A 26,954-nucleotide genomic window follows, 5' to 3' on the forward strand; every position below is an offset into this window, starting at 1 on the left:
GTCATCCTAATATAAATATTGATGTTAGGTAGAGTAAAAGCAGATCACCGCACCTCAATACTCACCTCAAAGTTATCCACTATCTCAGGGAAATCCCTGAATGTTTTCCTGAGTTCCATCTCAACGATGTCCATTATATGAAACTTGAGGTTCTCCTCCTCCTTGGAGTCCCCCATGATCCTTGAGAAGATACCCTTACCCTCATGTTCAACCATTATCTTTATCCTTCCACTGAGGTCGTATGTGTTGTCAAGGAAAACTATCACTTCAGCACCCTTTATACGGGGTATTCCCAGTATAGACATTTTTATTTTATTCATAAGGGTCAGTTCAACCCGTTCAGGATCGATATCTGTGATTGCACCACCCTTATACGTCTCAAGGACCTTTTCGACCTCCTCTTCACCTATATCCCTGAGGCCATACTTTTTCATCAGCTCGTCTCTGCTGAGGGGTTTTGAGGTGGACGCGTCCATGGATTCTGAAGCTTCATTCTCCAGTCCCTCTTCCTCTCTGGTGTCCGAATCAGCCAGTTCATCAGCAACGGAAATTTCAGGGGAATCTTCAGACTCTAAAGTTTGGGTTTCTTGATTAACTTCCGGTGTAACTTCAGACTCAGGTATAGACTGGGTTTCAGTTGATTCTACATTTTCACCTTCCATATCACCCGTGAATTCAGTATCTTCAATCTCAGGGGTGGTGCTGACTACTTGAGATGTTTCGGGGATCCTTTCATCTGCTATGGGCTGCCTGTAGCTTGCCTCCTTTGGATTGAAGTAGTCTTCCTCTTCCACCGCCTGAGGCTCGATTACCCTCTCATCTCTTTGCTCTATTGTGTAGATCCTGTTTATATCCATGAGGTAATCCAGCTGTGATCTTTTAAGATCAAAGAGTTCTATGAGGGTATCGGTTTTATCGGCCACTTCCATTATCCTTTCAAGAGCTTCCTCCTTCATGAATCTGTCGTATGATGCTGCAACGTGTACCCCATCCCTGAATAGAATGTAGCCTTCATCGGATGCATGTGTAATCCTTATGAATCCATTGTATTCATCTGAGGCAAGTTTTTCAAGAAGTTCACTGAAATCTATCTCATCGCCGTATGAAATCTTGGATGGTTTGGTTATCGGAAGCTCCATATGTTCACTACCCCTTTCTGATGAGTTTAATTTCCCGTGGAGTTATTATCACCACATTCTTCTCCTTATTGCAGAGAAGTATCGCCTCTGCACCATGATTCTCCCTGAGATCCTTTATGCGTTCCCCCACTGTCTTGAAATCCGATGGATTATCTCTCTGGATCTCGGTGAGATCAAGTATAACCGGATTCTTTTCCTCGGTCACCTGTGAGAGGGCATCGTCCACATCCCCAGTAGATTTTGCCTTCAGGAGAATGATCTCGTAGAAGGAATGCTCTGGCACTATTATGGTTTCCGTCTCCTCAGGTTCCTTAACTTCCTCATCAAGTCCCACACTTTTCTTCAGCATTTCGAGAATGTCCCTCAACTAAATCTCCCCTATGTGCTCCATGATCACATCCATTAATCTTGAAGCCCCCCCATTCTTAACATCAACAACAGGAAGCCCAAAGCGTGCCTCATACCTTTCCATTATTGATCTGTCATTCATGTTTCTTAAATTTAAGGAAATCCCTATAACTCTAGTTGGCTCGATTGCCTCTATGGCCCTTATCTCCTCCTTTATCCCCCTTGGTTTTCTGTAGGGATGGTTTGGCCTGTGACAGAGGACCGTAACGTCTGGCATCGCCCCTATAAGTATTGAGGCCGATAAACCCCTCGGGTGGGGGTTTTTCCTTTCGGTGAGACTTGACTGGCCCTCTATGAATATTATATCAGGATCCTTCTCCTCCTCAAGGTACTTCACCGAACCCATAACAGCCGCTGCAACATCCATAACAGAGAGGCTTCCTGCCCGGAAATTTATGTCAACCGGCTGTTCAAGACCCATCTCATCGGTCGAGATAACTCCCGCCTCAAGGCCCCTTTCCTTCGCCTCCTTTCCCAGGAGCCTTGTGGTTGTACGTTTGCCGCACTCCTGTGAGGTGCCCCCAACAAATACCACAGGCGCTCTGTGCCTGTATTTTATCTTTGGGAGTACCTCTGTGCAGCGTGGGGGTGCAACCCCGAATATTTTCCTTACGTTGTCAAGGCGGGGGCTTATCTCCTTGATTGTTACATTCATCTGTTCTGCAAATTTTATGAGTGAAGTGTTATCTGCCAGTGGGAGTGATCTGAATGAGGTCACGACATTTTTACCCTCATTTATCGCCTGCACAGCGTACTTGAGGGCGGTGCCCTCTGCACCTATGGGGAGCATTATTGCAACACTTCTTGCCTCGGTCTCATGTATAAGCTTAAGGAGGCTTGATGATACCTTAAATCCGCAGAAGTCCTTTCCATGCTTTCTGGGGTCATCGTCAACAAATCCGACGGGTTCAACTCCCTCAAAATTTGCGAATTTTTCTCCTCCACCACCACATCCAATGATTATAAACGGATTCAGCTCCCTCAGTTCCTCGACAGAAGATAATATGTGCAAATAATCACTCCTTTAATACTTGCTGGAATCAAATAGAAACTGTTAATTAGTTAGTCATACTCATTTAATTAATAAATGCTTAAAGCATATATATTTTGGGTAGAATACTCTGTTTATGGAGGCATAGTATGATAGCAAGAATACTTAAAGATTTAGGTAGGATCAATGGGGTAAATGGTTCCCTTGTTGTTGGTAAGGATGGTCTTGTAATCGAAAGTGAGGTTCCATCCGATATAGACGGGGAACTGGTCGCTGCAATGGCTTCAGCAGTTTTCGGTACTGCAGAAAGGTCCGCCGAGGAAATAAAGCATGAGCCCCTTGAACAGGTTATGATTGAGGGTACCAGGGGTAAGACCCTCATGATAGATGCCGGGGAGGGAATACTTGTACTGATAACCGACGTTGATATAAATCTTGGTCTTATCCGTATTGAGATGAGGAGAAGTGCCGAACGCGTTAAGGATCTCCTTACATAACCTCTATTTTAATTATGGGGCATGAAAATTGAGAAAACCCTATGTGATACTTATAGGAAGTGCTTCAGGGATTGGAAAGTCCACGGTTGCATCGGAACTTGCCAGGGAGTTAAACATAAAGCACCTTATAGAAACGGATTTCATAAGGGAGATCGTAAGGGGCATAATCGGGCCGGATTATGCTCCCGCACTCCATAAGTCCTCATTTGATGCCTACACAACACTGAGAGACAAGGAGCGCTTCCGTAACAACAACATTGATTCCCTGATATGTGCTGGGTTTGAGGAGCACGCCTCATTCGTTATTCCCGCAGTTGAGAAGGTTATTGAAAGGGCTGTTGCTGACTCGGATGATGTGACCATAGAGGGCGTCCACCTCCTGCCCGGCCTCCTGGACATTGAGAAATTTGAGGAAAACGCATCAATTCATTTTTTTGTCCTCTCTGCCGAGGAGAATGTCCATAAGGAGCGCTTCGTTAAGAGGGCCATGGAGGTAAAGAGAGGTGGAAAACACCTTGAATACTTCCGTGAGAACCGTGTCATACATGACTACCTTGTAAGAAAGGCGAGGGAGCATGACGTGCCGGTGATCAACAACGACGACATAAGGTGCACCATCAAAAGGATGCTGTCATTCATAAGGGAAAACTGCGCCGAGGTAACGCTTCAGCACCCTGTTGAACGCCTCGGTGAGGTTATAGAAATTATCATTAAGAGGCATGGCGGAAGAATCGTCGACGTATCCTATCCAATACCTGGATTTTCACAGCCACTCAAGCGTGAGGTCAATGTATACGACCCGGTTGAGGCTGAAAGGTTTCTCAAGCGGTTAAATGAGAGTCCGAAGCGAAAAAGAGATCTTGAAAGGCTTTACACGCTTTCAGATAATATCCACAGCCACAGGATATGTGCACCTGATCCGGAAAATCTTCAGGCAATACTGAATGAACTTGAGGAAAGTGGACTTATCTATAGGGGAGAGAACTAAATACCTGGCCTTATCTACCAAGAAGAGAACTGAATATCACAGTGTAAATTGATGATCCATTCACTTAATTCACGTTCTGTAATCAGGAGTACAGGGGTGACAGATTGAACCAGCAGGATATGAAGATCGACTGCCCAGTCTGCAGTGGAGAGAAGTTTATGACCGCCATCAGTAGGGTTGAAAAGATCCCCTACTTCGGTGAGATAATGGAATCCATACTCATCTGCAGCAGGTGTGGCTACAGAAGCACAGATATAATCTGCCTAGAGCAGAAGGAACCATCAAGGTACACAATCGAGGTGGGTGATAGAACACTCAACGCAAGGGTCGTTAAGTCCCAGTCAGCAACCATAAGGATACCTGAACTCGGACTCAAGGTTGAACCTGGCCCCAGGTCAACAGGTTACATCTCCAACATTGAGGGCGTTGTTGAGAGATTTGAAACCGCCGTTAAAACAGCCATCAACCTCTTTGAGGAGGATGAATCAAAAGAAAAGGCCTCAGAGATCCTTGAAATGCTCCGTGAAGTTCGCGGGGGAAAAAGGAATGTCACAGTTATAATTGAGGATCCCTTCGGGCAGAGTTTTGTTGGCCACCCCCGTGCTGTTAGGGAAAAGCTTTCAGATGAAGAAATAAGATCCCTCAAGACAGGATTTTTGGTTTTTGAGTCAGATGAGATTGATGAGGAGGATTAGTCCTCATCAACATCCCTTAGTTTGAGTGTGCGTTTGATATCCATACCCATTGCATCACAGTCGGCCTTTATTGCCTCAAGGTGTGCCAGGAGGCGTTCTTTTTCCTGGTTTATCCTTTCAATGTTCTTGTAGGGATATATGCACTCCTTGAGCATCTCGTATTCCACTGTGGCGTAGGGGTACTGGTTAAGCTGCTGGCATACCTTCTCGAGGATTTCTCCGAGGAACTTGTTCATCTCAACCTTGACCCTTTCACGTATCATCTTGTCACTGTCAAGGTGCTGTTTCATGAGCCTGACAACCTCTGCCTTGGCAAAGGGTAATTCCTCGGTTTCCTCTTCAGCTTCCATATCAGCATTGTTATTCTGAATCTCTTCATTCTCCATAGGTTTCTACCTCCATGTGACTATATCAGGCTCAAGGTATATAAATGTATTCCATATAATCAAAGAAACGGCAGATATAAGAACAGAAATTAGGGCCATCTTTAATTATAATTAAGTGTTCTGATTACCAGAATTAAAGGTCATTTCAGTTCCCTTATCTCAAGGCTGAGGTCAACTGGATGGGCTGATGTGGTTATAAACCCCATTGATATCACATCAACTCCAGTGGAAGCATAAAGATCTATATTTTCAGGTTTTATACCCCCCGATGCCTCAACAATCACCCTGTCCCTCAGTCCGGCACTTTCGAGTTCTTCCAGTGCCTTCCTGACGTCCCCGGGGTTCATATTATCAAGCAGAATGATGTCGGCCCCTGCATCTGCCGCCAGTAAAGCGTCACCTGGCCTTTCAACCTCAACCTCAACCTTCTTTGTGAAACTCACATGTTCCTTAACCCGCCTCACCGCGTCCCCCACACTTCCAGCGATTGCTATGTGGTTGTCCTTGATCATTGCACAGTCATCAAGCCTGAAGCGATGTGTGTCCCCACCACCAATTTTAACTGCCTGCTTTTCAAACCACTGCAGTCCAGGAGTTGTCTTCCTGGTGGCTGCTATCCTTATATCGGGGTTCACTGCCCTCACCCGCTCCAGCATGCTTCGTGTGAGGGTGGCTATGCCGCTCATTCTCATCATGAGGTTCAGCATTGTCCTCTCGATCTTCAGGATATCTGAAGCTTCCCCCTCGAGGCTTATAACCCTTTCACCGGCTTTAACCGGATCACCATCCATTTTCAGCCTTTCTATTTCGATTCCAAATTCCGCGGCTATGATCCCTGCAACGTCCACACCTGCAATTATGCCATCCTCTCCTGCTATGACATCCGCCGCTGCCACTGTGCCCCTTTCAACAAGTGCCTCGGTTGTTATATCCTCAAACCCCACGTCTACCCTGATCATTTCCCTGAGAATGTCAATCATGAAGATCCCCTAAATTAATATAAAGGGAAGAATTATAAATTTTATGTCCATGAAGCAGAATCCCGAGCAGATATCCTCCAAGAACCTGAAAGAGTGATATGATGGAAGTTACATTTCTGGGTACATCATCAGCTGTCCCCTCAAAGAACAGGAACCACACATCAATAGCACTTCGAATCCCCGGTGAGGTATTCCTGTTTGACTGTGGTGAGGGAACTCAGAGACAGATGGCCCTTGCAGGCATAAGCCCAATGAAGGTTACAAGGATGTTCATAACACATCTACACGGGGACCATATCCTTGGGATACCGGGAATGATACAGTCAATGGGCTTCAGGGGGCGCCAGGAGCCCCTTGAAATATATGGGCCCCCAGGAATCCATGAACTCCACGAATCCATCATGAAGCTGGGCTACTTCACGCTCGATTTTGATATCCATGTGCATGAGGTTAAGGGCGGCACCGTCCTTGAGGAGGAAGACTACCGTATTACCTCGGCACCCGCCTCCCATTCGGTATTCAACCTCGCCTACTGTTTTGAGGAGAAGAAAAGGCCGAGGTTCCTCAGGGAGAAGGCCATTGAACTCGGACTCAAACCGGGTCCTGCCTTTGGAAAGCTGCACAGGGGCATACCCGTGAGGGTTGGTGACAGGATCATAAAACCAGAGGAGGTCCTTGGAAGCCCAAGGCGTGGTGTGAAGATATGCTACTCAGGGGATACCCGTCCCTGTGAGTCTGTTATAGATCTTGCCCGTGAAGCGGACCTTCTGATACATGAATCAACCTTTGAGGCTGGAAGTGAGGATAAGGCGGCTGAAAGTGGGCATTCCACCGCAAAGGAAGCTGCAGAGGTTGCTGAATCTGCCTGCGTCAGGAGACTGATACTCACACATCTCAGCACTCGATACAAGCGGACCGAGGTTATTCTGAATGCTGCGAGGGAGATTTTCCCTGAAACAGATGTGGCAGATGACCTCATGACCGTGGAGGTGAAGGCTGATGATTCCGGTTCCAGCGCCTGAAACCATCCTCATCATAATAGTCACGGTGATGGCCGCTGTTCTCCTTGTTAAGTGGGCCTCCTATTTCCTCAGGAGGTCCACCAGAAAATGGGACCTGGACCTTACACTCATACAGGTCCTCAATGACATAATAAAATACAGCATATACATCATAGCCCTTAGCATAGTCCTGAGGGAACTTGGAATAGACGTAACCGCCATAACCGTGAGTCTGGGTATAGCCGGTGTCTCGGTGGGTTTTGCATCCAGGGACATCATATCCAACTTCATCTCCGGGATGTTCATACTGGCTGATAAGAGTTTCCGGGTTGGTGACACCATCGAGGTTGCGGGGCAGAAGGGTAAGGTTAAAAGGGTGGGTTTCAGGACAACAACAATAAAAACCCCTGACGCCAAAATAGTAACGGTGCCCAACTCAACATTCTCCAAAACAGCCTACGTCAACTACAGTGCAGAGGAAAGTAGGAGGGTTGAACTCAGGGTCAACCTTGACTACGATGTTGATATTGAAAAATTTGAATCTGAGGTTAAGGATGTCCTCATGGGGGTTCCAGGTATACTGAAGGACCCTGAGCCAGGGCTCATTGTCCTTGAATTTACAGATACAGGGATAAAGGCAAAGGTGACGGCCTGGGTCCCTGATCCAAAAAAGGTAACGAAATACCGTTACGTGATTGCGTCTCATGTGAAAAAGGTCCTTGAAGGTTATTCTAAACAGGATCAAATGCAGGGTTTTGAATGAGAAGAAACAGCATCTACGCAGCCATCATATGCCTTTTCTTCGTATCGGTTACCTCAGGCATTATTATAAAGGCCTTTGAGGATTACCAGGCCCTGGAAAGGTCACGGGTTCACCTTGAAAACTACAGGAATGCCCCCAGAGAACTTTTTGACCCTGTCCCCTCAGGTCCAAACACAGTTGCAGGCTCACGCGGACCGGTGATTGGGAAGCTCATAATACCCTCGATAGGCGTCAGGTGCTGGATAAGGGAGGACACCGTGAATGCCTATGAATCGGTCTACCATTACCCTGAAAGTGTCATGCCGGGGTCTGCAGGTGACTGTGGGATCCTGGGGCATAGAACCACCTATTCAGGACCGTTCAGAAGGATAGGTGCCCTCAGGAGAGGGGATACTGTTATAATAGAGGACCATCTCTCCTCAATGCGCTACGTATATGTGGTGACATCCAATGGTGATGATATAAGATGGGACTATAAGGTCAATCCGGTGCGCTTCGCCCAGGTTGGGGAGGCCAGACTCATGCTCATAACGTGTTATCCTCCAGGCAAAAAGAAGGCTGCCTGGATAACACACTGCAAACTTGTGCGTAATGAGAACATCTGATGGGGGTTTTAGAATACTTGAAGAGATAGTTGGTGAAATCCTAGAAGGTGAAGGTGTTGAGGGGGTAATCGTAACTGACAGTTCAGGCAGCATCCTCTACAGCAGGGGAGCCTCCAGCGGAAACCTTGGATCCATGGCCAGTGTAATGTCAGATGCTTCAGGTAAACTCCTCAAAAGGGCAGGGCAGGGAGACTACCAGTCTGCCGTTATTGAGTTTCCCGGTGGGAAGATGGTCCTGCTAAACGATGACCTCCATCTCCTTGTGCTTGCCGATAAAAGGTCAAACCTCGGCAAGCTGATCCTACTTGCAAGAAGGGTTATGAAGAAACTTTCAGACCCTGAAATACTCCGCCAGCTGGATATCAGAGAGGAATCATCAGCTGCAGGGATTAAATCAACCATAGAGCCTGAGGCGAGTCTTAGTCCCCAATCTGAAGGTTCTGAAACAAGTCCCACCCCCCAATCTGAAGGTTCCCATGTCAGTGGGATCCCTGAGGGTGACAAGATCAATGTTACGATTGCAGAACAGAAAGCTGAAGCCCGTGGGCGGGAAAAGGAAACCGTGCATGATATCAGTACTGAAGTGGTGAATGAGGTAGAAGTACTCAAAAAACCTGACATTGGAAAGCCAGAGACTCTTGAAGAGAAAATAGAACCCATGATGGAAGGGAAGGTTAAAGGATCCCAGGAGTCACCGGCCATTCCCGAGGTGAGGCCGCCACTATCCCTCCCGGAACTCAAATCCATTGATGTCCCAGCTGACCCCGAAGCCCGGAAGGAAACAGCACTTCTTATCTATGAGCATATCCTCCTTGCGATGTCAATAGGGGCCAGTAAAATCATGGGTGTGGCACCTGCAGGGGGTATGCTCCGCAAATCCCTTCCACACGACGAATGTCCAATAACTCTTGAGGGGCTTGGTGTCCTGAGCAATGCATCAGTTGACTTCAAAAAATTGAGGGAAAATATTTCAGCTGCAGGATACAGCCTTGAGGAGATAAAGAGGGACATGGAAATAATAATCACATCAATAACAGAGAATTACGGGCGTGTTATGGGATATGGTGCATTCCGGGGTATGATAAGGCCCGAGTTTACAGCCATCTACATGGCCTACCAGGATGCCATGGATGAACTTGGGATAACAGAGACCATCCACCCGGAGTTAAGGCAGATCTGGGATTAACGGACCCCAAGGTTCCAGAATAAAGGATGATTTCACTCAGGGTGCTTCCTTCATGGAAATATTTATAAAACATTAACCCTATAGATATATTGCCTTAATTCTTGATTCTATCAATATAATTTTTCAGTAGGGACGCTTATGTTAAATCAGCTGCAAAGGGATATTCTGAAGTTGAAGAAGGAAAAAAATGCTATCATACTTGCCCATAACTATCAGAAAAGGGAGATACAGGAAATTGCAGACTTTAAAGGGGACTCACTTGAACTCTGCATAAAGGCAAGTGAGATACATGATAGGGACATTGTTGTTTTCTGTGGCGTGGACTTCATGGCCGAGACAGCATACATCCTCAACCCTGATAAGAAGATCCTGATACCCGACAGGGGTGCGGAGTGTCCCATGGCACACATGCTAAGTGCAGAGGAAGTAAGGAAGGCAAGAAAAAGATATCCTGATGCTGCAGTTGTTTTATACGTTAACACCCTTGCGGAGGCAAAGGCAGAGGCAGATATTCTCTGCACATCTGCAAATGCCGTTAAGATTGTTGAAAGTCTGGAGGAGGACCTCATACTCTTTGGTCCCGACAGAAACCTTGCATGGTATGTTCAGCAGCACACCGACAAGAGGATAATCCCCATCCCGGAGAACGGCTACTGCTACGTCCATAAGATGTTCACTGTCGCCGATGTTGCTGCAAAAAGGGAGGAGTACCCCGACGCTGAACTCCTCATACACCCTGAATGTGACCCTGAAGTTCAGGAGCTGGCGGACCACATCCTGAGCACCGGAGGAATGCTGCGGAGGGTACTTGAGTCAGACAGGAAGCAATTCATAATCGGTACAGAGGTTGACATGAAAACACGTATCGATCTTGAATCAGACAAGGAAACAATTCCCCTCCTCGCAGAGGCCATATGTGAGAACATGAAACTCCACACCCTTGAGAAGGTTAAAAATTCACTGGTCAATGAGGAATTCGCTGTGACTGTTCCTGATGATGTGGCTGAAAGGGCCAGGAGGGCTGTTGAGAGGATGATAGAGGTATCCCGTCAGTAACAGCCAAACCTCACTCCGTTACGATTCAATACCCTCCCTGTGCACTTATTATTTTATTTCAATCAGCCTGTAATCACGCACCCCCATACCCAGTTTCTCTGCATATACCAGCTGGTGGGTTCCATCAACGTCACCCCACACCCCCCTGAACTTATCCCCACCGGTCTCATGGTTTTCCTCAAGCATTGACCCCCTGATTCCCTCCTCCTGGTTCACAAGGTGGTAACTTGCTGTGTCTACTGCAACGGGATCCTCAGATGCCAGCACCCCTATGTCGGGAACTATGTTCCTGTCACTCCAGGGTACACAGTCACAGTCAGGGGTTATATCCATGAGGAAGTTCAGGTAGAATATCCTGTCAATGGTGGATTTTACCCCGAGGGCGTATTCCATCATTCTCTCAATGAACTCAGGTATGTCCCTCTCCCAGTCAAGGTCAAATACGCCCCTGGGGCAGGTGTCAAGGCAGTTCATGCAGGCAATGCACCTGTCGTATTCTATCATGACGCCGTCATTTAGGGTCATGGCATCCACCGGACATTCAGAGATGCACTCCCCGCATTCAGTGCATTCACCCGTCACCAGGGGTTTTGCGCATTCGTGCTGTTCAATCTTTCCCTGGATGGTGGCGCATCCCATTGCAAGGTTCTTGAGGGCCCCTCCAAAGCCGCTCATCCCGTGGCCTTTGAAGTGTGATATGACAACCATTGCTGATGCCTCGGCAATGTCACCTGCTATTTTAACCTCACTGAAGTGCCTTCCCTTTACAGGCACAGTTACCTCATTGTTTCCATGAAGCCCATCTGCAATTATAAGGGGTGCCCCGGCAACAGAATAGTCAAAGCCATTGAGTATGGCTGTTTCAATGTGATCAACCGAATTGTGCCTTGAACCATAGTAGAGGGTGTTGGTATCTGTGAGGAAAGGGGATGCCCCGCTCTCCCTTATCCTTTCAATTACGTGGCGCACCAGAACAGGACTCACATAGGAGTCGTTGCCCCGCTCACCAAAGTGCACCTTAACAGCCACGATGTCATCCCCAGAGAAGGGTTCGCCAAAGGCCGCGTCAAATGTCCTCTGTATCTTCATGCCCCTGTTCTCGTTCCTGGACCTTGCCCTGAAATCTGAAAAATAAACCTCCGCTGGCATCCAATCACCATTATTCTATTTATTTCAGAAGGTATATGGACTTTTTCTCACGGTGAGAACCACTTATATATCCAGATGGACAGATATTACGTTGAGGTGGATTTTTATGGACACTGAAAGGATAATAGAACTCCTGAATATCGACTTTCGCCATGAACTTGAGGCGACCATGATGTATACCTACAACGCGTTTGTTATAGAGGACTGTGACCTCAGCAGGCTAACTGAAGGCATCGCGGCAGATGAGATGAGGCACATGTGGTGGCTTGCTGACCTCATAACAAAGAGGGGTGGCAGGCCCTCAATGGAGATAGGAAAGGTGGAGTACATTGGTGAAGATCTGATTGAGGGCCTTGAAAGGCAGATCCAGAAGGAGACAGAGGGTATTGAAGAGTACGAGAGGCAGATAGCGATAATCGATGATGATGAGGTTACCGGGGTTTTAAGGCATATAGTTGATGAGGAAAAGAGGCACCGTAAGGAGTTCAGGGAGCGGCTGGAGCGTCTTCGATAATTTTCTGTATAAAATTCGGTACGCTCACTGTCCGCAGATCAAAAAATAAATTTTTTAATCTTAAACATCCATCCGAAGCATTATTTCAAGGCCAGCTTCTCTACCCAAACGTTCTGTATCCATTCACGCAATGATTCTACCTCTCTATCCATGCCAGCATTTTATTCCGTATTTCCTTTAAGGTCTCCTCTGAGATATTCTTTGGGGGCCTTGGCCTCATGTAACCGAAGAACGGATCATCAAAGACCTCCCCATTTACGATTACCTCCCCTCTGTAGCGGGGTATGAAGTGCCAGTGCAGTTGTGGTGGAGGGGTGTTTTCACGGTAAAATGAGTTAAGAAGGACGCCCCAGTTGAACATGGAGGCCCCAAATGCCTTTCTCACTGCATTTTCAAGTTCAGATACTATAAGGAACATTTCATCCCATTCATCCTTCTTTAGGTTTCCAAGAAACTCCTCCCTCCTTTTAAGGGCTACTACACAGGTTCCAAGGTTGCTCTGGTTTGGTGCGAGAAACACAACCCACCTCTTCCTCTCATAGAGGTATTTGCCAAACTTGTAGTCATCAAATTTCACCCCGAGGTCCCCCCGCAGTTATAAAGGAGAGAAGTTCCAGTGCCATGGACTCTGCCACATCCTCCGCCGGTTCATCCTCCCATGGTTCCAGGATCCTGAATGATGCCTCAACGGTTATATTCCTTCCATCTGCACGAAATGAGTAGTCCCTGAATCTTCTTTCAAGTTCATCCAGGACCTCTAATAGTCCCTGTCCTGGAATACCTACTTCCAGAACCACCTCCCATTTATCACCGGATTTTTCGATTTTTTTAACTTCCACAGAAGGTTCCGAATTCATGTCACCCATATCTCCACTGAACCGGCAACTCAGGGTTATCTGGATGGCTTCAGTCCTCGAGGACGCTGGAGAGGAATACCGTCATCTCAATTTCCTCCCTTGCAATGAAGTCGTCCATACGCACCTTTGCCTCCTCTGAGCCAAAGGGGAAGTACTCCGGTGCATAGAAAACTGTTATGAGAAGGTCTCCGTTATCCTCCTCTGTGTCTTCCTCGAGTCTCTCCATGAGTTTTTTTCTGACATCGTCATCAATGTCTGATACCCTGTAGAGTACATAGTTCATGCATTTATCCTCACTGAAGCCAAAATCCTCAACCTTCACCTGCAAGTAAACACCTTCCTTATTATTCGCTGCCACCTTTAATGAATGAAGCTATGATTTCACCATATTTATCTATCTCATTCACTCCGAGATGTCCGCATTCAGAATCAAATAGAATTATCTCAGAGTCAGGTATGAGTTCGGCCATTGGGATCGTGTCAGGTTCCGGTGGGAAGTACTGGTCCTGGTTCACCCCAAATATGAGGGTCCTTGCCCTTATCCTGCTGAGCTTACCCTCCAGGTCATGGTTCATGGCGGCCCGGTTCCTCCAAAGCACATCATGGGGGTCCATGAGTTCCCCCTCTGACCCCATATCCCTCATCGCCGACTCCAGCTCAGGGTTTTCAAGGCCACTGTAGTATTCCCTTGAGAGTCCATAGAGGTACATGAGCATGGATGAAAGTGACAGGGCCCTTCTGGGTTTTCTGCCCGCGGCAAAGTCAGGGTCTGACTCAATGAGGTGGTTCATGTAACTGAAGAGTGCATAGTTAACTCCCCTTGTTCTCCAGGAGGTTACAAGGGGCATGAGGAACTCCATTTCATCAGGGTACTCTGCAGCCCACTGGAGCGCCTGAAATCCCCCCATTGATGTCCCTATGACCCCCCTGACCTTTTTTATGCCAAATTTCTCATTGAGAAACTGTCTCTGGAAGTTCACCATGTCGAGTACTGTGTAGGCTGGAAATTCATTCCCAAGGGACGTTGTGGATGGTGAAGCCGAACCCGGTGACCCCAGTGAGCTCATTGATATTATAAAGAACCCGTCAAGGGCGCCTCCAGGTTCTGTGAGGTCAGCTATTCTTTTAACTGAAGAAAAGTCCCCGCTCCACCCATGTATATAGACGACAGCATTATCTATCTCACCCTCCTCATTCAGGGAGAGTTCCCCGATGGTTCTGTATTCAACCCTGACATCTCTGAGTTTTTCTCCCGATTCAAATCTGAATTCCCCAAGATTGAAGTATGATGGTCTGCCTTCCTCCATTTTACTGCCCCTTAATCAACCGATACTATGTGATCTCCTCACCATCCCTGTAAAGCTTTATGCACATGACAGGGCAGTTAATTGCAGCCTTTTCGCTGCAGGATGGGTCATCAAATTCCTTAACCTGAATATCAGATAAATCAACACCCATAATGGATGAAATGCCGTCATCCGCGAATTCAAATAGTTCCGGGCAGTTTTCAATACAGTTTCCGCATGAGATACACATGGTCCTATCGAGTTCAAGCCTGTACATGTTGTCACCCTGAGAATCAGAACTGTTTTATTGTATGGTGGAATTGATAAAAATAGTTAGTGATCACTGGAGGGTTTCAGATTATCAGAAAGGGTGACGCGCGGGAAATGCAGGATAAACTCATAATCATCTACAAGGGCCTCCAGCAGAGAAGGTCATTTAAAAAATTCTTTGGCGAGGACCCTAAAAGAAATGATTTCCTTGAAAGCCTCGCCAGCAAAAGGGGAATAGATGACCTCTTAAGGGAGGCCATAATTGAACTTGCGGAGTTCACACGTGAGGACCATGATCACAGTGAAGATGAGTACAGGGACCTCTTTGATTACCTTGTAAACCGTGAACCAGTTGAATCCATATGCATGAGGTATGGTATCCGGGGCCCCGATGAGATAAAACTTGATGATGTTGCAGAGATCCTCTCGAGGTTTGAATGAAATCAGATGATGGAGTTTTCTGAGATAACCAAACCATAACTAAAAAAACTGCCTTAGAGAGTCCCTGAATCCCCGTACCACATCAACCGCTGATCTGATGAGGGGACTTTTCACGTTCTCATAATCCCTCAGAGTTTCAAGCCGCTTTATCCTGAAGTATATGGGGGGGTGGGGGTCCCAGGCCGTCCACCCGGATATCCTCTGGGAGCCGGACTTCTCAAGTGCCAGTTTCTGGTAACCTATTTTCCTGAGGGCCCTCGCAAGGACCTCCGGTTTTCCTATAACCATTGCAGAGAGGAGGTCCGCCCTTGCCTCAAAGAACTTGGCCACGAAGAATATTATGCCCATTGCAATGATTATGTAGAGAAGCGGGGAGACCAGCACAACAGGCAGTAATACCGTGAGTCTCATTACAAACTCAGCAGACACTATGCTGAAGAGTATTATGGGGTCCCTCCCGACAAGGTGCCCCATTTCATGCCCTATAACCGCAAGCACCTCCTCGTCGGTTAACTGGACCAGGAGTCCTGTTGTTACAAGCACCAGTCCCCTGCTGGGGCTTGGACCAGTTGCAGCGGCGTTCGCTATCATTGTATTTGAGAGAACAATCCTGGGTACCGGTATCCCGAATGCCCCGGCAGCATCCTCAATTATGGAGTAAAGGTTAACGGTCCTTGACCTCTCATAGAGTGGATTGCACCTGAAGCCGTACCTTTCAAGGACACCCCTTGCATCCTCACATGTGGGGGGCCTCTTATCTGCAAGGGAAACCCTGTAAATTTCACGTTTGATTTTCAGGATCGCTTCATTACCCATCCTGTCTATGAAGAATTTGAATTCGTCTTCCGGGAGCTGGAACTGAATTATGTGCACACGGGGGTTTTCTGAGGTTATAACCCATTCACCCATCCTGGCGTATATGCGGTCCGAGAGGAGTATTATGCCCAGCTGCATGAGTAGGATAACTATAACTGCATAGAATCCCAGGATGATGAATAGGATTATGTTTACACCAAAGAAGAGCACATAGACAAGGAGCATGCTGCTTCCGAATATGCCCTTTGATGCCATCCCCCTCCCGGTCGGGGGCCTTTCAGGGATTATATCCTCCCCCTCCACCCAGGCAAAGTACACGGTGTGCTGCCTCATCATATCCTCAAATGCCTGGATGGATGTGAATATGTCCTCATATATGGCCTCTGCCCATCTCCCGAGTTCCGCAGGGTATTCGAGGATCAGTTTGAGGTTTTCACCGGCGATTATCTCACCGTATATTATCCCATCATCCCTCCATGCCCTGAAAACAAGCCTCAGACCATCTCTTCTTATTTCAGTGAATTCGCCGGGCATGAGATAGTAGCGCCGGATGAATTCAAGGAGATCCCCGTAATATGCCGGTGCAAGCTCGGTTCCTATAACAAATTCCTTTATCATGTACAACCAACTTTCATTTATCTTGGTGGCACTGCCTCGCAGAGTATATATAACTTCAGCATTGATATTAAATCTTACATCCAGATGAACAGAAATTACACCTCTGTAAGGTCAGAACTGTGAAAAATTGGGCCGCTGATAAACATGAAGTGCAGGGTATCTGAAAATCCATCCAGAAATGAGGCTTACAAGTTGATAGATGAGGGTTTAAGGAAAAGGGCACTCATAGTGATACTTGCCTGCTGCAGTGCATCCTATGAGGGGCGTGCCAGGAGCAGCCTTGGTGCCGGTGAGAGGCTCATCATTATAAAACCAGATGGAACATTCATGGTCCACCAGGACCGGAAGGTGGACCCTGTTAACTGGCAGCCCCCAAAATCAAGGTGCAGGGTCTACATGAAGCGTGGAAGCCTCTTTCTTGAAAGTATCAGGAGGTCCCCTGAGGAGCGCCTTGAGGTTGAGCTCCATGAGGTACACCTCATCTCCTTCTACCTTCCAAGGGATATGCATGAGCTCACCGTATCGGGCCATGAGAGCGACATGGGGGACATGATAATAATGCACCCCCACCTCATCGAGCCTGGTTTCAGACCCGTTGCCAGGGAATATGCCACCAGTTCCGGTTTCATTGATATTCTGGGTAAGGATGAGAATGGTTCACTCATGATAATTGAACTTAAAAGCAGAAAGGCCGGTGTGAGTGCTGTTAAACAGCTCAGGAGATATGTGGATGAATTCAGGGATGACCAGGTTGGTGTGAGGGGCATTCTGGTGGCCCCCTCAATAACCCATGATGCCCTGGAGATGCTGGAGGATGAGGGACTGGAGTTCAGGGAGATCGAGCCCCCCAGGGAACTTAAATCAAACATGGGTGTTACACTGGATAACTTCCTCTGAAAATTTCTGCATCCATTAAACTAACCCTATCAGTTGCTTAAAGTTCCGTTTTCATTATTAAATGTTTAAAATATTCAATTGCTTAAAAACAGTGATTTTGATGCAATAAAGACCATAGAAGTCTGTTTTTAAAATGAAACCGGATTTGAATACCTCATTTTAAAGGCTCGGCAATATTAAATACTCTGAATCCCATATTAATACTATGACTCTAGGGGGGTTGAAATGATCGAAGTGGAAGGGATGATGAGCGAAGAGAGTCCAGTACTGATAACCTTCGATGGTAAATTCCTTGAACTCTTTTTCAGGTCTGGCATGAAATTCAAACACGAAAAATATCCCATAAAATGGATCAAAAAACTTGAAATAAAAGATGAAGGGAAATCCCGGACTTTAAATTACACCATGAATTTTTTGGCTCCTGCTGGCTTTTTCACTTTCGAAAGTGGCGGTGAAAATCTCCAGGAACTTGTGAATGCAGTTAACAGAGCGACTGGCGGATTTTAAAAACTGGACAGCTGATACGTAAACAGAGGGTCACCCTTATCCTGAAGTAAGGTGAAAGAATAAAGGTTTAAGAGCATTTTTATATCCTCTTAAAAACAGTTATGCCCATCAAAGACCCTCTATAACCTCTGCCAGCTGTCTTAAGGTCCTGACCTCCTTCACAGATGCGCCAGCATCCCTGTAAATTGAAACACAGCTGTCAACAACGTCCCACTTCTTTTTTGGTTCAGGGTTCAGTATGAGGACCTTCCTTGCCCTCTCAGACATTTCAGCCACCAGTTGAGCGCTTTCAGGGACCCCATCCTTCCTTGGTCCTGCCCAGTCCCTGCAGTCTGAGAGGATCACTATACAGGACTTTCCTGTGAAATTAACATTTTCAAGAAAGTCGCTGAAGGCTGTGTACATGTTTGATGTCCCATGGAGCATGAGGTTCCTTATCCTGGACTCCCTGAGGTTCCTGAAGGCATCGTAGAGGTCATCCTCATCAAGGAGGTGGGTCGTTTCAATGACCCTGCTGTCGAAGTCAAAGAAACGTGACCTGTAGAATGTCTTCTGGGCGGCGTAGACTATGCAGAAGAACCAGTTGCTTATCCAGTCACAGGAGCCGCTCACATCACTGAGGAATATGTGCTGGCTCTTTCTTTCCCTGGGTTCTGACCTCATGAGCTCAATTATCGTGCCCCCGTGCTTCAGGTTCTTCCTTATGCTCCGCCTTATATCGGGTCGCATCTTCTTTGAACGGCGGAGCCTCCTGGATCTTCTATTGGCAATTTTCATTCCCAGTCTGCGGCAGAGCTCAAATATCTCGGGGTCGAATGTGTTGAGGGTGGACATATCCCTATCAAGGATCTGGCTCTCATCAGTTCTGGAGTCAAAGATATCCGGGATTTCAGGTTGAATTTCAGCCAAATCCTCAATAGTGATGCCATCAGTGACTTCACCGGGGATCTGTTCCTCCGTAGACTTAATCCTCTCACCCTTCCCTGAACCGGATGATTCATCACTTTCTTCATCCAGAACCCCGAAAACTTCATTATAGGCGTCCATGAAATCTTCTGAGTGCCTCATGTCCTTAACATAAACTGAAAAGAGGGCCTCCCTGAGCTCAGGTCTGTTTTTGAATATTTTATAGGCTGAAAATGCGTCTTTGGTGCTCCTTATACTTACAGGAAGTCCCTTATCCCTTAAAATGTTTGAAAGAAGAATTATTTTCTCCATGAAACATGTGCTCCAGTTTCACTGGCTGTTAGCTCTCATCAAGGGATTCCACAAGTCCCTGGACCTTGCCCTCGTCTGCCCTGTTTTTTATAACGACACCCAGGGTCTCCTCAGCTGTTTCTCTGTCAATGTGTTCCTTTCCAAGGGCCATGAGGGTCCGGAGCCAGTCCACCGTTGCCCTTATTGAGGGCTTCTTTATGACACCCAGTTCCCTTATCCGGTTTATGAGCATGACGGTCTCCTGAACAAGAGTAGCAGGTGCAGAGGGGACGTGTGCCCTCACAATCTCCATTTCACGTTCAGGGTCAGGGTAGTCGATGTGTATGTAGAGGCACCTGTCCCTTGTCTCATCCAGTAGGTTTCGCTGGGAGTTGGATGTTAGGAAGACCATTATATCATTTCGGAGGTCAAAGGTTCCAAGGTCATTGACTGTTATCTGTTTTTCTCCAAGTGCCTGAAGCAGGAAACTCTCAACCTCCTCGTCGGCCTTATCTATTTCATCTATGAGGAGAAGTGATGGTTTCTCATTGATGAATGCTGACAGGAGGGGTCTCTTTATGAAGTATTCCTCGCTGAAGACGTCCTCTGGGGATCCGCTGATCCTGGACCTTTCAAGGCTCAGAAGCTGCTTCTGGTAGTTCCACTCCCCGACTATCTGTTCGAATGTTATGCCCTCATAGCACTGTATCCTGAAGAATTCCCTTCCAAGGGCCTCGGCTGCCTTTCTGGCAAGCATTGTCTTTCCTGTGCCTGGGGGACCCTCCACAAGGATGGGCTTTCCAAGTTCCAGTGCCAGGAATAGTGTTATAAGAATCTCCCTGTCTGGTACGTAGCCCACACCTCTCAGTGATGAGTCAATCTCATCCAGTTTTTCTGATGGCTTCATCTTACCACGGATAATCTATGGTTCTGTGCACCCATAAAAATTTTGGTGGGGAATCACTGGAGCTCTGAGGGCCTTACCTGGACTTTACAGGCATCTGATCCCCTTATTATATCCACGTGACATTCCATGTCTATCTTTTCCTCAGTGAGTATCCTGTGGATGTCGTCAACTGTCTCCACCGGCTCATCATCGATTGCCACTATCACATCACCCCTCATCATTCCAGCATCCCTTGCCGGGCCATCCTGGACTGATGCTATCATCACGCCCCTCTCTGAGTTTAAGCCGAGTTTTTCCCTGAGTTCATCCCTGATGAGTATGTTCTGACATGAAACCCCCAGGTGGGCCCTCCTTATTTTACCGTCCTTTATGAGTTTATCCGCAACCTCCCGGACTGTGTTTGATGGTATGGCAAAACAGAGCCCCTGGGCCGGCCTTATAAGTGCTGTGTTTATTCCAAGTACCCTTCCGCGGAAGTCCACCAGTGGCCCGCCAGAGTTTCCAGGGTTGAGTGCCGCGTCGGTCTGTATGACCCCGTCAACGAGTCTTCCTGTCATTGTCCGGAGGGATCTTCCTGTGGCACTCACCACCCCTGCTGTGACAGTGAAGTGGAAGCCAAAGGGGTTGCCTATTGCAAGGGCGAGCTGACCGACCCTCACCCTGCTGGAGTCTGCAAATTCAGGTACCTGGAGTTCTGTTTCAGGATCGATTTTTATGACTGCAATGTCAGTGTGGGGGTCATCACCCACAACCTCTGCTGTGTGGTGCTCCCCTGTGTGGAGGTTCACGTCTATCCTCTCTGCCCCGTGGATGACGTGGCTGTTGGTTATTATATGGCCGCTCTCTGTATAGATGACCCCTGAGCCCCCGCCTGCTGCTCTGCTTCCTGATTTTGACTGTGTTGTTACCCTGACAACCGAGGGGCTCACCGCCGCGGAGGCATCCATGACGGCCCTTGAATATGCATCCATTACTTCTGATTCTTCTAACTCCTTTTCCTCAAATTCATGATTTATGCTTTTATTTTTGGCTTTAAACATTTTTAGATTTCCTGAAATTTTTTAAACCCATATTAAAATCTTTTTAGGTGTTTTTCAGAATCTAAGAAATTTAGTTAACTTAAGTTATTAAAATTGTAGTATATAAAGTTTTTGCATCTGCAGATGATTTTATAAGTAGCCTGTGAGAGAATTATATGGTTACTCAATGGTGATGCCCATGGATCTTCTATCGATGGTTTTCGTTGGAATTGGCTTGGGGATGGATACATTCAGCATATCAGTGAGCCGCGGTCTTGTGAGCCATGAATCAGGAATCAACTACGCCCTCATAACTGCATTCTCATTCGGGGCATTCCAGGCGTTCATGCCCATCCTAGGATGGATATCTGGTCTTGAAATTCAGAGCATCGTATCAACCTTTGCTCCCTGGGTTGCATTTACACTCCTCCTTCTCATAGGGCTGAAAATGATATACGAGAGCACCATGCTTGAGGAGGAGGAATTCAAATTCAGTTACCGTGAACTCCTTCTGCTCTCGGTTGCAACCAGCATAGATGCCTTTGCTGTGGGTGTCAGCTTTGCACTCCTTAAGATATCCATATGGTTGCCAATAATAATCATAGGAGTCATCACATTCCTCCTCTCCCTTGGGGGAAGCTACCTTGGAGAGAAGATAGGCCACATATTTGAAAACCGTATAGAGGCAGTGGGTGGTGTCATCCTCATCCTCATTGGTTTAAGAATCCTCCTGGAGAATAACGTCCTCTGAGGACCATGCTCACTGATATTATGGGGGTGGCCGGTCTGAGGGTTGGAATCTGTCAGATGCAGGTAAATGAGAGAAAGGAAGAAAACATCAAAAAAGCCTCTGAGATGATAAGGGAAGCTTGCAGCAGGGGTGCTGAACTTGTGGTCCTCCCTGAGATGTTCACATGCCCCTACGACTCTGAACTCTTCCCTGAATATGCGGAGGATGAGAATGGGGAGACCATAACCGCAATGAGATCCCTTGCAGCAGAACTTGGGGTCCATCTGGTTGCAGGTTCAATTCCCGAGCGGACCCCAGAGGGGATATACAACACCTCCTTCATCATTGATGATGGTGGTGACATCACCGCGAGACACAGGAAGGTTCACCTCTTTGATATAGACGTGGAGGGTGAGATAACCTTCAGGGAATCCGACACTCTGATTGCAGGTAGCTCTGTAACCGTTACTGATACAGGTTCTGCTGTGATCGGGGTTGGTATATGCTATGACATGCGCTTCCCTGAACTCTCAAGGATGATGGCCCTGGGGGGTGCGGAGGTTCTAGTATTTCCCGGTGCATTCAACATGAAAACCGGGCCGGCCCACTGGAGGCTCCTTGTGCGGTCGAGGGCCCTTGACAACCAGTGCTACTGTGTTGCAGTGTCCCCTGCAAGAAATCACGGGGAATCCTATGTTGCATACGGCCACTCACTTGTCGCCGACCCATGGGGTTCGGTTATGGTTGATGCGGGCAGCTCAGAATGTGTTCTAACAGTCGACCTGGATATGGAAATGGTGGAAAAAGTGAGAAGGGAGCTTCCACTTCTAAGGAATCGGAGACCAGATGTTTACAGTTGGATGGAGGGAGCTGACCATGAATAAACCCTCAGGGAAATCCATCATAATACTCATCGTGGGTATCATCCTTGCATTCTCATCATATTTTGTAGCCAACGTGGATATAGGGGGTTACTCTGCTGTATCAGTTGTTTTCATCATATCCATGGCCCTCCCATCATTTATTTCAGTGATAAGGGACCTCAGGGGTCGTGGTGTTATTCTGATACTTGTTCTGGGGGCCTATGCAATTCTAATCGAGACTGTGGCCATAGTAACGGGTTTTCCCTACTCGGAGTTCCATTACAGTGGACTCATTGGACTGAAGATACTTGGACACACGCCCTTCACGGTCCCATTCGCCTGGCTGCCCCTCTTCCTGGGGTCTGCCTATCTTGCAAAGGAATCTGTTGCTGGGAAACTGAAATTTCTGGGCCTTTCAACCCTCCTTGTGGTTCTCACAGATGTGGTGATTGACCCTGCAGCCGTGGCCCTCAACTTCTGGATCTGGAGTAATCCAGGAATATTCTATGGTGTGCCCCTGCAGAACTTTGCTGGGTGGGTGCTCTCAGGTTTCATTGCATCCCTTATTCTGCTTGTGGTTCTGGGTGATTCTGTGAAGGAAATGAAATCAGGGACCATCTCCAGCCTCTACCTGATAATGTGCTTCTGGACAGCCGCCTGCCTCTTCCTTGGACTTGAAATCCCCTTCATAACCGGTTTAATCCTCCTGGCACTCATACTCATTAAAACAAAGGCAAACCTGTGGTAGGATCCTGAATAGTTAAATTCAGAAAACCAAAGCAAGAACGTTCAAGATCAATTAAATCCAGTGAAAGATCTTGTGGTTTATGAGCGCAAGGAAGAGTAGACCTCCAAGGGCTGTGTTGACGTAGGGCAGGTACCAGTAAACCTTCTCTATCCTTATTCTTTCGAAAAGAAGTACAGAAAGGGGAAATGCAGGATACGCGAATACCAGGAAGCTTAGAGGATGTAGATCTGTAAGATAGACTGTGATGAAAGATAATATCAGCCAGAAGGCTGCTGAAAGTGCAAGTGCCATACTTTCACCCATGAATACTGGTGTTGTGTTGATTCCTGCCCTCCTATCATACTCTGTGTCAGGTACGGCGGAGAATATGTGCATGGCAGCGATGTGGCAGTAGCCTGCAAGGAGTATTATGGGTTCAGGTAGGCTTCCTGATGCGAGGCTGTAGGCAAATAAACCGGGCATTATGTAGAGGTAATTGGATGAAAAATCCAGGAAGGGCCTCTCCTTGAATCTGAGTGGGGGTGCACTGTAGAAATATGATAGGAATAAAAATCCGAGGAAAAGAAGGGCCTCCTCTGGTTTCTGTGAAAACATGAGGGCGACGCTGATACCTGTAACTGCAAGCAGTGAATTTCTGAGTTTCCTCCGCTCACTCTGCATCAGCATGTGCTCCCTTGAGCCCTTCTTGGGGTTGAGTCTGTCTGTATCCTCATCCCAGTAGTCGTTGACACCGTAGATGAACACGTTAGCCGGGAAAAAGAAGTAGAGGAGGTATATGTAATAGGCTGGTGAGAGAAAATCAGTGAAACCCTTCGCTGCAAGGGTGTACCCAATTACATATGTTCCACCGGTGTATATCCAGAACCTGAATCGGGATATGCAGACCAGAAAGCCCGTGTAATCTTTTATGGAATTAAAAAGGGATCCGGAGGTCAGCTGAGACATTTGAAGGTCCCCTAAATACCCTGCTTAGTTGGTGACCTGGGTCTGATGAGCCTCAGCATGTTCAGGAGGGCTCCTGAGACCACCCTGCCCCTTGATGGCTTCACCTTCCTCCGGTAGACTATGAGAGGGTCCCTTTCGATTATTCTGGACGTCCAGAGGTACATGTCAGCGGCGGTCTTTATGGGTACCAGGTAACGGTAGGGGATGTACCTGTAACCCTCCTCTGCCCTCCTCTGCCAGTCCCTGTAAATATCAATCTGAGCCCTGAGGAAGGACCTGAAATTATCCTCCCTTCCCCTTATTTCACTTAAATCCAGTGACTCCAGATCAAATCTTTCAAGTTCAGTCAGCGGGAAGTAGAGCCTCCCCAGTTCAACATCCTCTGCTATGTCCCTTATGAAGTTGACGTACTGCATGGCCCTCCCCAGGTAGCGGGCATGGGGGTATGAATCCTTGTCAAGACCCATGATGGATGCCATGAAGAGCCCCACAACCTCAGATGAACCCAGGAGGTACTCCTCAAGGTCAGACATTGTCCTGTAGGATGAGACAGTTATATCCATCTCCATTGATCTGAGAAAGGCCTCTGTCCACTCTGGATTGAAAGATTTTCTGGCTGAAAGTTCCGCGAATGAATCAACAACCACATCCCCGGTTTTTTCACCTGATGATGCCAGCCGGTAGCGTTCAACAAAGTCGTAGAACCCCTCGGTATCCTGGGGTATTCTATCAACATAGTCATCTGCCCTTCTCAGGAAACTGTAGAGTATGAAAACGTCCCTCCTCACCTTGGGTGGGAAGAAGAGGGTGCTGTAGAAGTATGTTTTGCTTCCCCTTTTGAATATTGAATAGATTTTTTCATCAATCAAGAGCCTATCACCCATAAAACTTTTAAAGCTGCTTTGCATGGAATTCCAGATTATTCACCCATTTCTTCCAGTATCTCCCTGCAGACAATCTGGGAGGATATGAGTGTCATTGGCACCCCTATACCCGGATGGGTGTACTGTCCAGTGTAGTAAAGGTTTTTAACCTTCCTGCTTTTATGTGCCGGCCTCCAGAGGGCGGTCTGCCTGAGAGTATGGGACAGCCCAAGTGCTGTCCCCCTGTATGCATTGTAGCGTTCCCTGAAGTCATTTATGGCGAATATGCGCTTCACAACCACGTGCTCCCTTATCCTCATACCGGTCTTCCCCTCAAGGTCATCCATGACCCTCCTGTAGAGGCCCTCCCTCAGCTCCTGGTTATCCTCCATACCCGGTGCCAGGGGTACCAGTATGAAGAGGGTGTCTGATCCCTCGGGAGCAGCTGTTGTATCCGTCCTTGAGGGAACATTAACATAGTATGATGGCCTATCAGGCCATGAGGCCTTCTCAGGGTCAAAGACCTGCTGGAATTTGTCTGCCCAGTCCCTCTCAAGGAAGAGGTTATGGTGGTCAAGGGCGTCTACTGTGCGGTCAACACCCAGGTAGGCCACAAAGGCTGATGGTGCCAGTACCCTTGAATTCCAGTAGTTCTCATCATAGGTCCTGTGGTCTGCATCAAGGAGTTGGAGTTCACTGTGGGGGTAATCTGCATTCACAAGAACTGCATCGGCATCGTGGATGTTCCTGTCGGTTACAACAGACGTGGCCATCTTATCTGTAACCTCTATCCTCTTAACCTCCTCGTTGAAGTGGAATTCAGCCCCGTTCTCAAGTGCAAGTTCATATATGGACTCTGCAACCCTCCTTATGCCCCCCTCAGGGTAGAAAACCCCAAGTGTCATGTCAATGTGGGACATTATATGGTACATGGAGGGCGTATCCTGCGGTGCGCTTCCAAGGAATCCTATGGAGTACTGGAGTATCTTTCTTGCCTCATCACTCTCAAAGCGTTTGTTAACAAAGTGCTCAAGGGATTCGAGTATGTTGAGTCTGATCCCCTGAAGAAGGAGTTTGCCATTGAGGAAGTCAAGGATGGAACGGTAGTCCCTGTAGAGCATCTCCTTCACAACGGAATCATACAGTTCACCTGCTGAATTGAGGTATTCCCTGAGCTTCTCACCCCCATTTTCCTCGAAGCTGTCAAAGAGTTCATAGTTCCTTTCAATATCGGATGAGACATTTACAACCTTATCATCATCAAAGAATACCCTGTATGCGGGGTCGAGTTGTTTCAGTGAGTAGAAATCCTCAGGTTTACTCCTGAACTCTGCAAAGAAGTTCTCAAATATGTCCGGCATGAGGTACCATGATGGGCCCATATCAAATGTGAATCCCCCCTCACTGTAGACGCTTGCGCGGCCACCCGGCCCCTCATTTTTTTCAATAACAGTTACATCCATCCCATCCCTTGCAAGAAGCGCTGCTGCAGATATACCTCCAAATCCAGCCCCCACGATCACTATCCTCATGAAACCACCGGCTAAAATATTATATATAGTTATATAATGACACTCAAAAAATATAAAAGTTTCATGGGGACTGCAATAAACAATATTACTGAATTGAGTA

At 47.3% G+C, this 26,954-nt stretch carries 33 protein-coding genes; 15 read left to right on the forward strand and 18 right to left on the reverse strand.

The window, feature by feature from the left end:
• Positions 1 to 44: 44 nt before the first annotated feature.
• From QFX39_RS06675 to QFX39_RS06685, 3 genes are read right to left on the reverse strand one after another with little or no spacing between them, the layout of a single operon-like run.
• Positions 45 to 1,139: a DUF2226 domain-containing protein gene (locus tag QFX39_RS06675; RefSeq protein ID WP_300478581.1), complete on the reverse strand. Its 1,095-nt coding sequence runs from the start codon at positions 1,137 to 1,139 to the stop codon at positions 45 to 47.
• Between the two features lie 7 nt (positions 1,140 to 1,146).
• Positions 1,147 to 1,506, reverse strand: coding sequence for a cell division protein SepF (locus QFX39_RS06680; protein ID WP_300478584.1), 360 nt, complete (start codon positions 1,504 to 1,506; stop codon positions 1,147 to 1,149).
• Positions 1,507 to 2,559: a DUF1611 domain-containing protein gene (locus QFX39_RS06685; protein WP_300478587.1), complete on the reverse strand. Its 1,053-nt coding sequence runs from the start codon at positions 2,557 to 2,559 to the stop codon at positions 1,507 to 1,509.
• A 128-nt stretch (positions 2,560 to 2,687) separates the two neighbouring features.
• Between QFX39_RS06685 and QFX39_RS06690 the strand changes: the two genes are divergently transcribed.
• The 3 genes from QFX39_RS06690 to QFX39_RS06700 all read left to right on the forward strand — a co-directional run bounded on the left by QFX39_RS06690 (position 2,688) and on the right by QFX39_RS06700 (position 4,718).
• The gene (locus tag QFX39_RS06690) at positions 2,688 to 3,035 is read left to right on the forward strand and encodes a roadblock/LC7 domain-containing protein (protein ID WP_010877438.1); all 348 of its coding nucleotides are present in this window, start codon (positions 2,688 to 2,690) and stop codon (positions 3,033 to 3,035) included.
• A gap of 28 nt (positions 3,036 to 3,063) precedes the next feature.
• Complete coding sequence (locus tag QFX39_RS06695; RefSeq protein ID WP_300478597.1) at positions 3,064 to 4,023, forward strand: 3H domain-containing protein; 960 nt, start codon at positions 3,064 to 3,066, stop codon at positions 4,021 to 4,023.
• 104 nt (positions 4,024 to 4,127) lie between these two features.
• Positions 4,128 to 4,718 (forward strand): ZPR1 zinc finger domain-containing protein, encoded by a 591-nt coding sequence (locus QFX39_RS06700; RefSeq protein WP_300478600.1) that lies wholly within the window; start codon positions 4,128 to 4,130, stop codon positions 4,716 to 4,718.
• Here the strand turns inward: QFX39_RS06700 and QFX39_RS06705 are convergent.
• Both QFX39_RS06705 and nadC read right to left on the reverse strand, forming a co-directional pair.
• Positions 4,715 to 5,104, reverse strand: coding sequence for a hypothetical protein (locus QFX39_RS06705; protein ID WP_013295231.1), 390 nt, complete (start codon positions 5,102 to 5,104; stop codon positions 4,715 to 4,717). The genes QFX39_RS06700 and QFX39_RS06705 overlap by 4 nt on opposite strands.
• Before the next feature lie 140 nt (positions 5,105 to 5,244).
• A complete protein-coding gene (nadC, locus tag QFX39_RS06710) occupies positions 5,245 to 6,084 on the reverse strand; it encodes a carboxylating nicotinate-nucleotide diphosphorylase (RefSeq protein ID WP_300478606.1) in 840 nt (279 codons plus the stop codon).
• 101 nt (positions 6,085 to 6,185) lie between these two features.
• Here nadC and rnz point away from each other — a divergent pair, with 101 nt between their 5' ends.
• The 5 genes from rnz (at position 6,186) to nadA (ending at position 10,695) form a co-directional block, all read left to right on the forward strand.
• The gene (gene rnz, locus QFX39_RS06715) at positions 6,186 to 7,106 is read left to right on the forward strand and encodes a ribonuclease Z (RefSeq protein ID WP_300478609.1); all 921 of its coding nucleotides are present in this window, start codon (positions 6,186 to 6,188) and stop codon (positions 7,104 to 7,106) included.
• Complete coding sequence (locus QFX39_RS06720) at positions 7,084 to 7,848, forward strand: mechanosensitive ion channel family protein (protein WP_300478612.1); 765 nt, start codon at positions 7,084 to 7,086, stop codon at positions 7,846 to 7,848. The genes rnz and QFX39_RS06720 overlap by 23 nt, the downstream gene beginning before the upstream one ends.
• Positions 7,845 to 8,453 carry a sortase gene (locus QFX39_RS06725; protein WP_300478615.1) on the forward strand — a complete coding sequence of 203 codons (609 nt, stop codon included), beginning with the start codon at positions 7,845 to 7,847 and terminating at the stop codon, positions 8,451 to 8,453. Before QFX39_RS06720 ends, QFX39_RS06725 begins: the two co-directional genes overlap by 4 nt.
• Positions 8,440 to 9,639 (forward strand): roadblock/LC7 domain-containing protein, encoded by a 1,200-nt coding sequence (locus tag QFX39_RS06730; RefSeq protein WP_300478617.1) that lies wholly within the window; start codon positions 8,440 to 8,442, stop codon positions 9,637 to 9,639. Before QFX39_RS06725 ends, QFX39_RS06730 begins: the two co-directional genes overlap by 14 nt.
• 138 nt (positions 9,640 to 9,777) lie before the next feature.
• Positions 9,778 to 10,695: a quinolinate synthase gene (nadA, locus tag QFX39_RS06735; protein ID WP_300478620.1), complete on the forward strand. Its 918-nt coding sequence runs from the start codon at positions 9,778 to 9,780 to the stop codon at positions 10,693 to 10,695.
• 48 nt (positions 10,696 to 10,743) lie between these two features.
• Here nadA and QFX39_RS06740 read toward each other — a convergent pair whose 3' ends face one another.
• Positions 10,744 to 11,844, reverse strand: coding sequence for a DUF362 domain-containing protein (locus QFX39_RS06740; protein ID WP_300478623.1), 1,101 nt, complete (start codon positions 11,842 to 11,844; stop codon positions 10,744 to 10,746).
• Positions 11,845 to 11,950: 106 nt separating this feature from the next.
• Between QFX39_RS06740 and QFX39_RS06745 the strand changes: the two genes are divergently transcribed.
• Positions 11,951 to 12,358 carry a ferritin-like domain-containing protein gene (locus QFX39_RS06745; protein ID WP_300478626.1) on the forward strand — a complete coding sequence of 136 codons (408 nt, stop codon included), beginning with the start codon at positions 11,951 to 11,953 and terminating at the stop codon, positions 12,356 to 12,358.
• A 136-nt stretch (positions 12,359 to 12,494) separates the two neighbouring features.
• Here QFX39_RS06745 and QFX39_RS06750 read toward each other — a convergent pair whose 3' ends face one another.
• From QFX39_RS06750 to QFX39_RS06770, 5 genes are all read right to left on the reverse strand, one after another.
• A complete protein-coding gene (locus QFX39_RS06750; protein ID WP_300478629.1) occupies positions 12,495 to 12,935 on the reverse strand; it encodes an HIT family protein in 441 nt (146 codons plus the stop codon).
• On the reverse strand, positions 12,925 to 13,197 hold the full coding sequence (locus QFX39_RS06755) for a hypothetical protein (protein WP_300478632.1): 273 nt from the start codon (positions 13,195 to 13,197) through the stop codon (positions 12,925 to 12,927). The genes QFX39_RS06750 and QFX39_RS06755 overlap by 11 nt, the downstream gene beginning before the upstream one ends.
• Before the next feature lie 67 nt (positions 13,198 to 13,264).
• Positions 13,265 to 13,537 (reverse strand): DUF5750 family protein, encoded by a 273-nt coding sequence (locus QFX39_RS06760; RefSeq protein ID WP_237780448.1) that lies wholly within the window; start codon positions 13,535 to 13,537, stop codon positions 13,265 to 13,267.
• 22 nt (positions 13,538 to 13,559) lie between these two features.
• The gene (locus QFX39_RS06765; protein ID WP_300478635.1) at positions 13,560 to 14,522 is read right to left on the reverse strand and encodes an alpha/beta fold hydrolase; all 963 of its coding nucleotides are present in this window, start codon (positions 14,520 to 14,522) and stop codon (positions 13,560 to 13,562) included.
• A 25-nt stretch (positions 14,523 to 14,547) separates the two neighbouring features.
• Positions 14,548 to 14,778, reverse strand: a complete 231-nt coding sequence (locus QFX39_RS06770; protein ID WP_300478638.1) for a ferredoxin — start codon at positions 14,776 to 14,778, stop codon at positions 14,548 to 14,550.
• 107 nt (positions 14,779 to 14,885) lie between these two features.
• Here QFX39_RS06770 and QFX39_RS06775 point away from each other — a divergent pair, with 107 nt between their 5' ends.
• Positions 14,886 to 15,212: a hypothetical protein gene (locus tag QFX39_RS06775; protein WP_300478641.1), complete on the forward strand. Its 327-nt coding sequence runs from the start codon at positions 14,886 to 14,888 to the stop codon at positions 15,210 to 15,212.
• Between the two features lie 39 nt (positions 15,213 to 15,251).
• Here QFX39_RS06775 and QFX39_RS06780 read toward each other — a convergent pair whose 3' ends face one another.
• Positions 15,252 to 16,646: a M48 family metallopeptidase gene (locus QFX39_RS06780; RefSeq protein WP_300478644.1), complete on the reverse strand. Its 1,395-nt coding sequence runs from the start codon at positions 16,644 to 16,646 to the stop codon at positions 15,252 to 15,254.
• A 144-nt stretch (positions 16,647 to 16,790) separates the two neighbouring features.
• Here QFX39_RS06780 and nucS point away from each other — a divergent pair, with 144 nt between their 5' ends.
• Together nucS and QFX39_RS06790 are read left to right on the forward strand one after the other, a co-directional pair.
• Positions 16,791 to 17,543, forward strand: a complete 753-nt coding sequence (gene nucS / locus QFX39_RS06785) for an endonuclease NucS (RefSeq protein ID WP_300478647.1) — start codon at positions 16,791 to 16,793, stop codon at positions 17,541 to 17,543.
• 225 nt (positions 17,544 to 17,768) lie between these two features.
• Positions 17,769 to 18,050: a hypothetical protein gene (locus tag QFX39_RS06790; protein ID WP_300478649.1), complete on the forward strand. Its 282-nt coding sequence runs from the start codon at positions 17,769 to 17,771 to the stop codon at positions 18,048 to 18,050.
• A gap of 108 nt (positions 18,051 to 18,158) precedes the next feature.
• Here QFX39_RS06790 and QFX39_RS06795 read toward each other — a convergent pair whose 3' ends face one another.
• The 3 genes from QFX39_RS06795 to QFX39_RS06805 are packed head-to-tail and all read right to left on the reverse strand — an operon-like array spanning position 18,159 to position 21,125.
• Positions 18,159 to 19,268, reverse strand: coding sequence for a VWA domain-containing protein (locus QFX39_RS06795; RefSeq protein ID WP_300478651.1), 1,110 nt, complete (start codon positions 19,266 to 19,268; stop codon positions 18,159 to 18,161).
• 28 nt (positions 19,269 to 19,296) lie between these two features.
• Entirely contained in the window at positions 19,297 to 20,154 is an 858-nt protein-coding gene (locus QFX39_RS06800) for a MoxR family ATPase (RefSeq protein WP_300478654.1), read from the reverse strand.
• 53 nt (positions 20,155 to 20,207) lie between these two features.
• Positions 20,208 to 21,125, reverse strand: coding sequence for a trypsin-like peptidase domain-containing protein (locus tag QFX39_RS06805; RefSeq protein WP_300478657.1), 918 nt, complete (start codon positions 21,123 to 21,125; stop codon positions 20,208 to 20,210).
• Positions 21,126 to 21,372: 247 nt separating this feature from the next.
• On the opposite strand from QFX39_RS06805, the gene QFX39_RS06810 reads away from it, so the two are divergent.
• From QFX39_RS06810 to cruF, 3 genes are read left to right on the forward strand one after another with little or no spacing between them, the layout of a single operon-like run.
• A complete protein-coding gene (locus QFX39_RS06810; protein ID WP_300478660.1) occupies positions 21,373 to 21,924 on the forward strand; it encodes a manganese efflux pump MntP family protein in 552 nt (183 codons plus the stop codon).
• 5 nt (positions 21,925 to 21,929) lie between these two features.
• Complete coding sequence (locus QFX39_RS06815; protein ID WP_300478662.1) at positions 21,930 to 22,787, forward strand: carbon-nitrogen hydrolase family protein; 858 nt, start codon at positions 21,930 to 21,932, stop codon at positions 22,785 to 22,787.
• On the forward strand, positions 22,750 to 23,514 hold the full coding sequence (gene cruF, locus QFX39_RS06820) for a bisanhydrobacterioruberin hydratase CruF (RefSeq protein ID WP_300478664.1): 765 nt from the start codon (positions 22,750 to 22,752) through the stop codon (positions 23,512 to 23,514). Before QFX39_RS06815 ends, cruF begins: the two co-directional genes overlap by 38 nt.
• Positions 23,515 to 23,565: 51 nt before the next feature.
• Here the strand turns inward: cruF and QFX39_RS06825 are convergent, their stop codons facing one another.
• From QFX39_RS06825 to QFX39_RS06835, 3 genes are read right to left on the reverse strand one after another with little or no spacing between them, the layout of a single operon-like run.
• Positions 23,566 to 24,459, reverse strand: a complete 894-nt coding sequence (locus QFX39_RS06825; RefSeq protein ID WP_300478666.1) for a prenyltransferase — start codon at positions 24,457 to 24,459, stop codon at positions 23,566 to 23,568.
• A gap of 11 nt (positions 24,460 to 24,470) precedes the next feature.
• Positions 24,471 to 25,328: a phytoene/squalene synthase family protein gene (locus tag QFX39_RS06830; protein WP_300478668.1), complete on the reverse strand. Its 858-nt coding sequence runs from the start codon at positions 25,326 to 25,328 to the stop codon at positions 24,471 to 24,473.
• Positions 25,329 to 25,378: 50 nt separating this feature from the next.
• Positions 25,379 to 26,854: a phytoene desaturase family protein gene (locus QFX39_RS06835; protein ID WP_300478671.1), complete on the reverse strand. Its 1,476-nt coding sequence runs from the start codon at positions 26,852 to 26,854 to the stop codon at positions 25,379 to 25,381.
• Positions 26,855 to 26,954 lie beyond the last annotated feature (100 nt).

The sequence above is a fragment of the Methanothermobacter sp. genome (genome assembly GCF_030055425.1).
In the GTDB taxonomy this organism is placed as follows: domain Archaea; phylum Methanobacteriota; class Methanobacteria; order Methanobacteriales; family Methanothermobacteraceae; genus Methanothermobacter.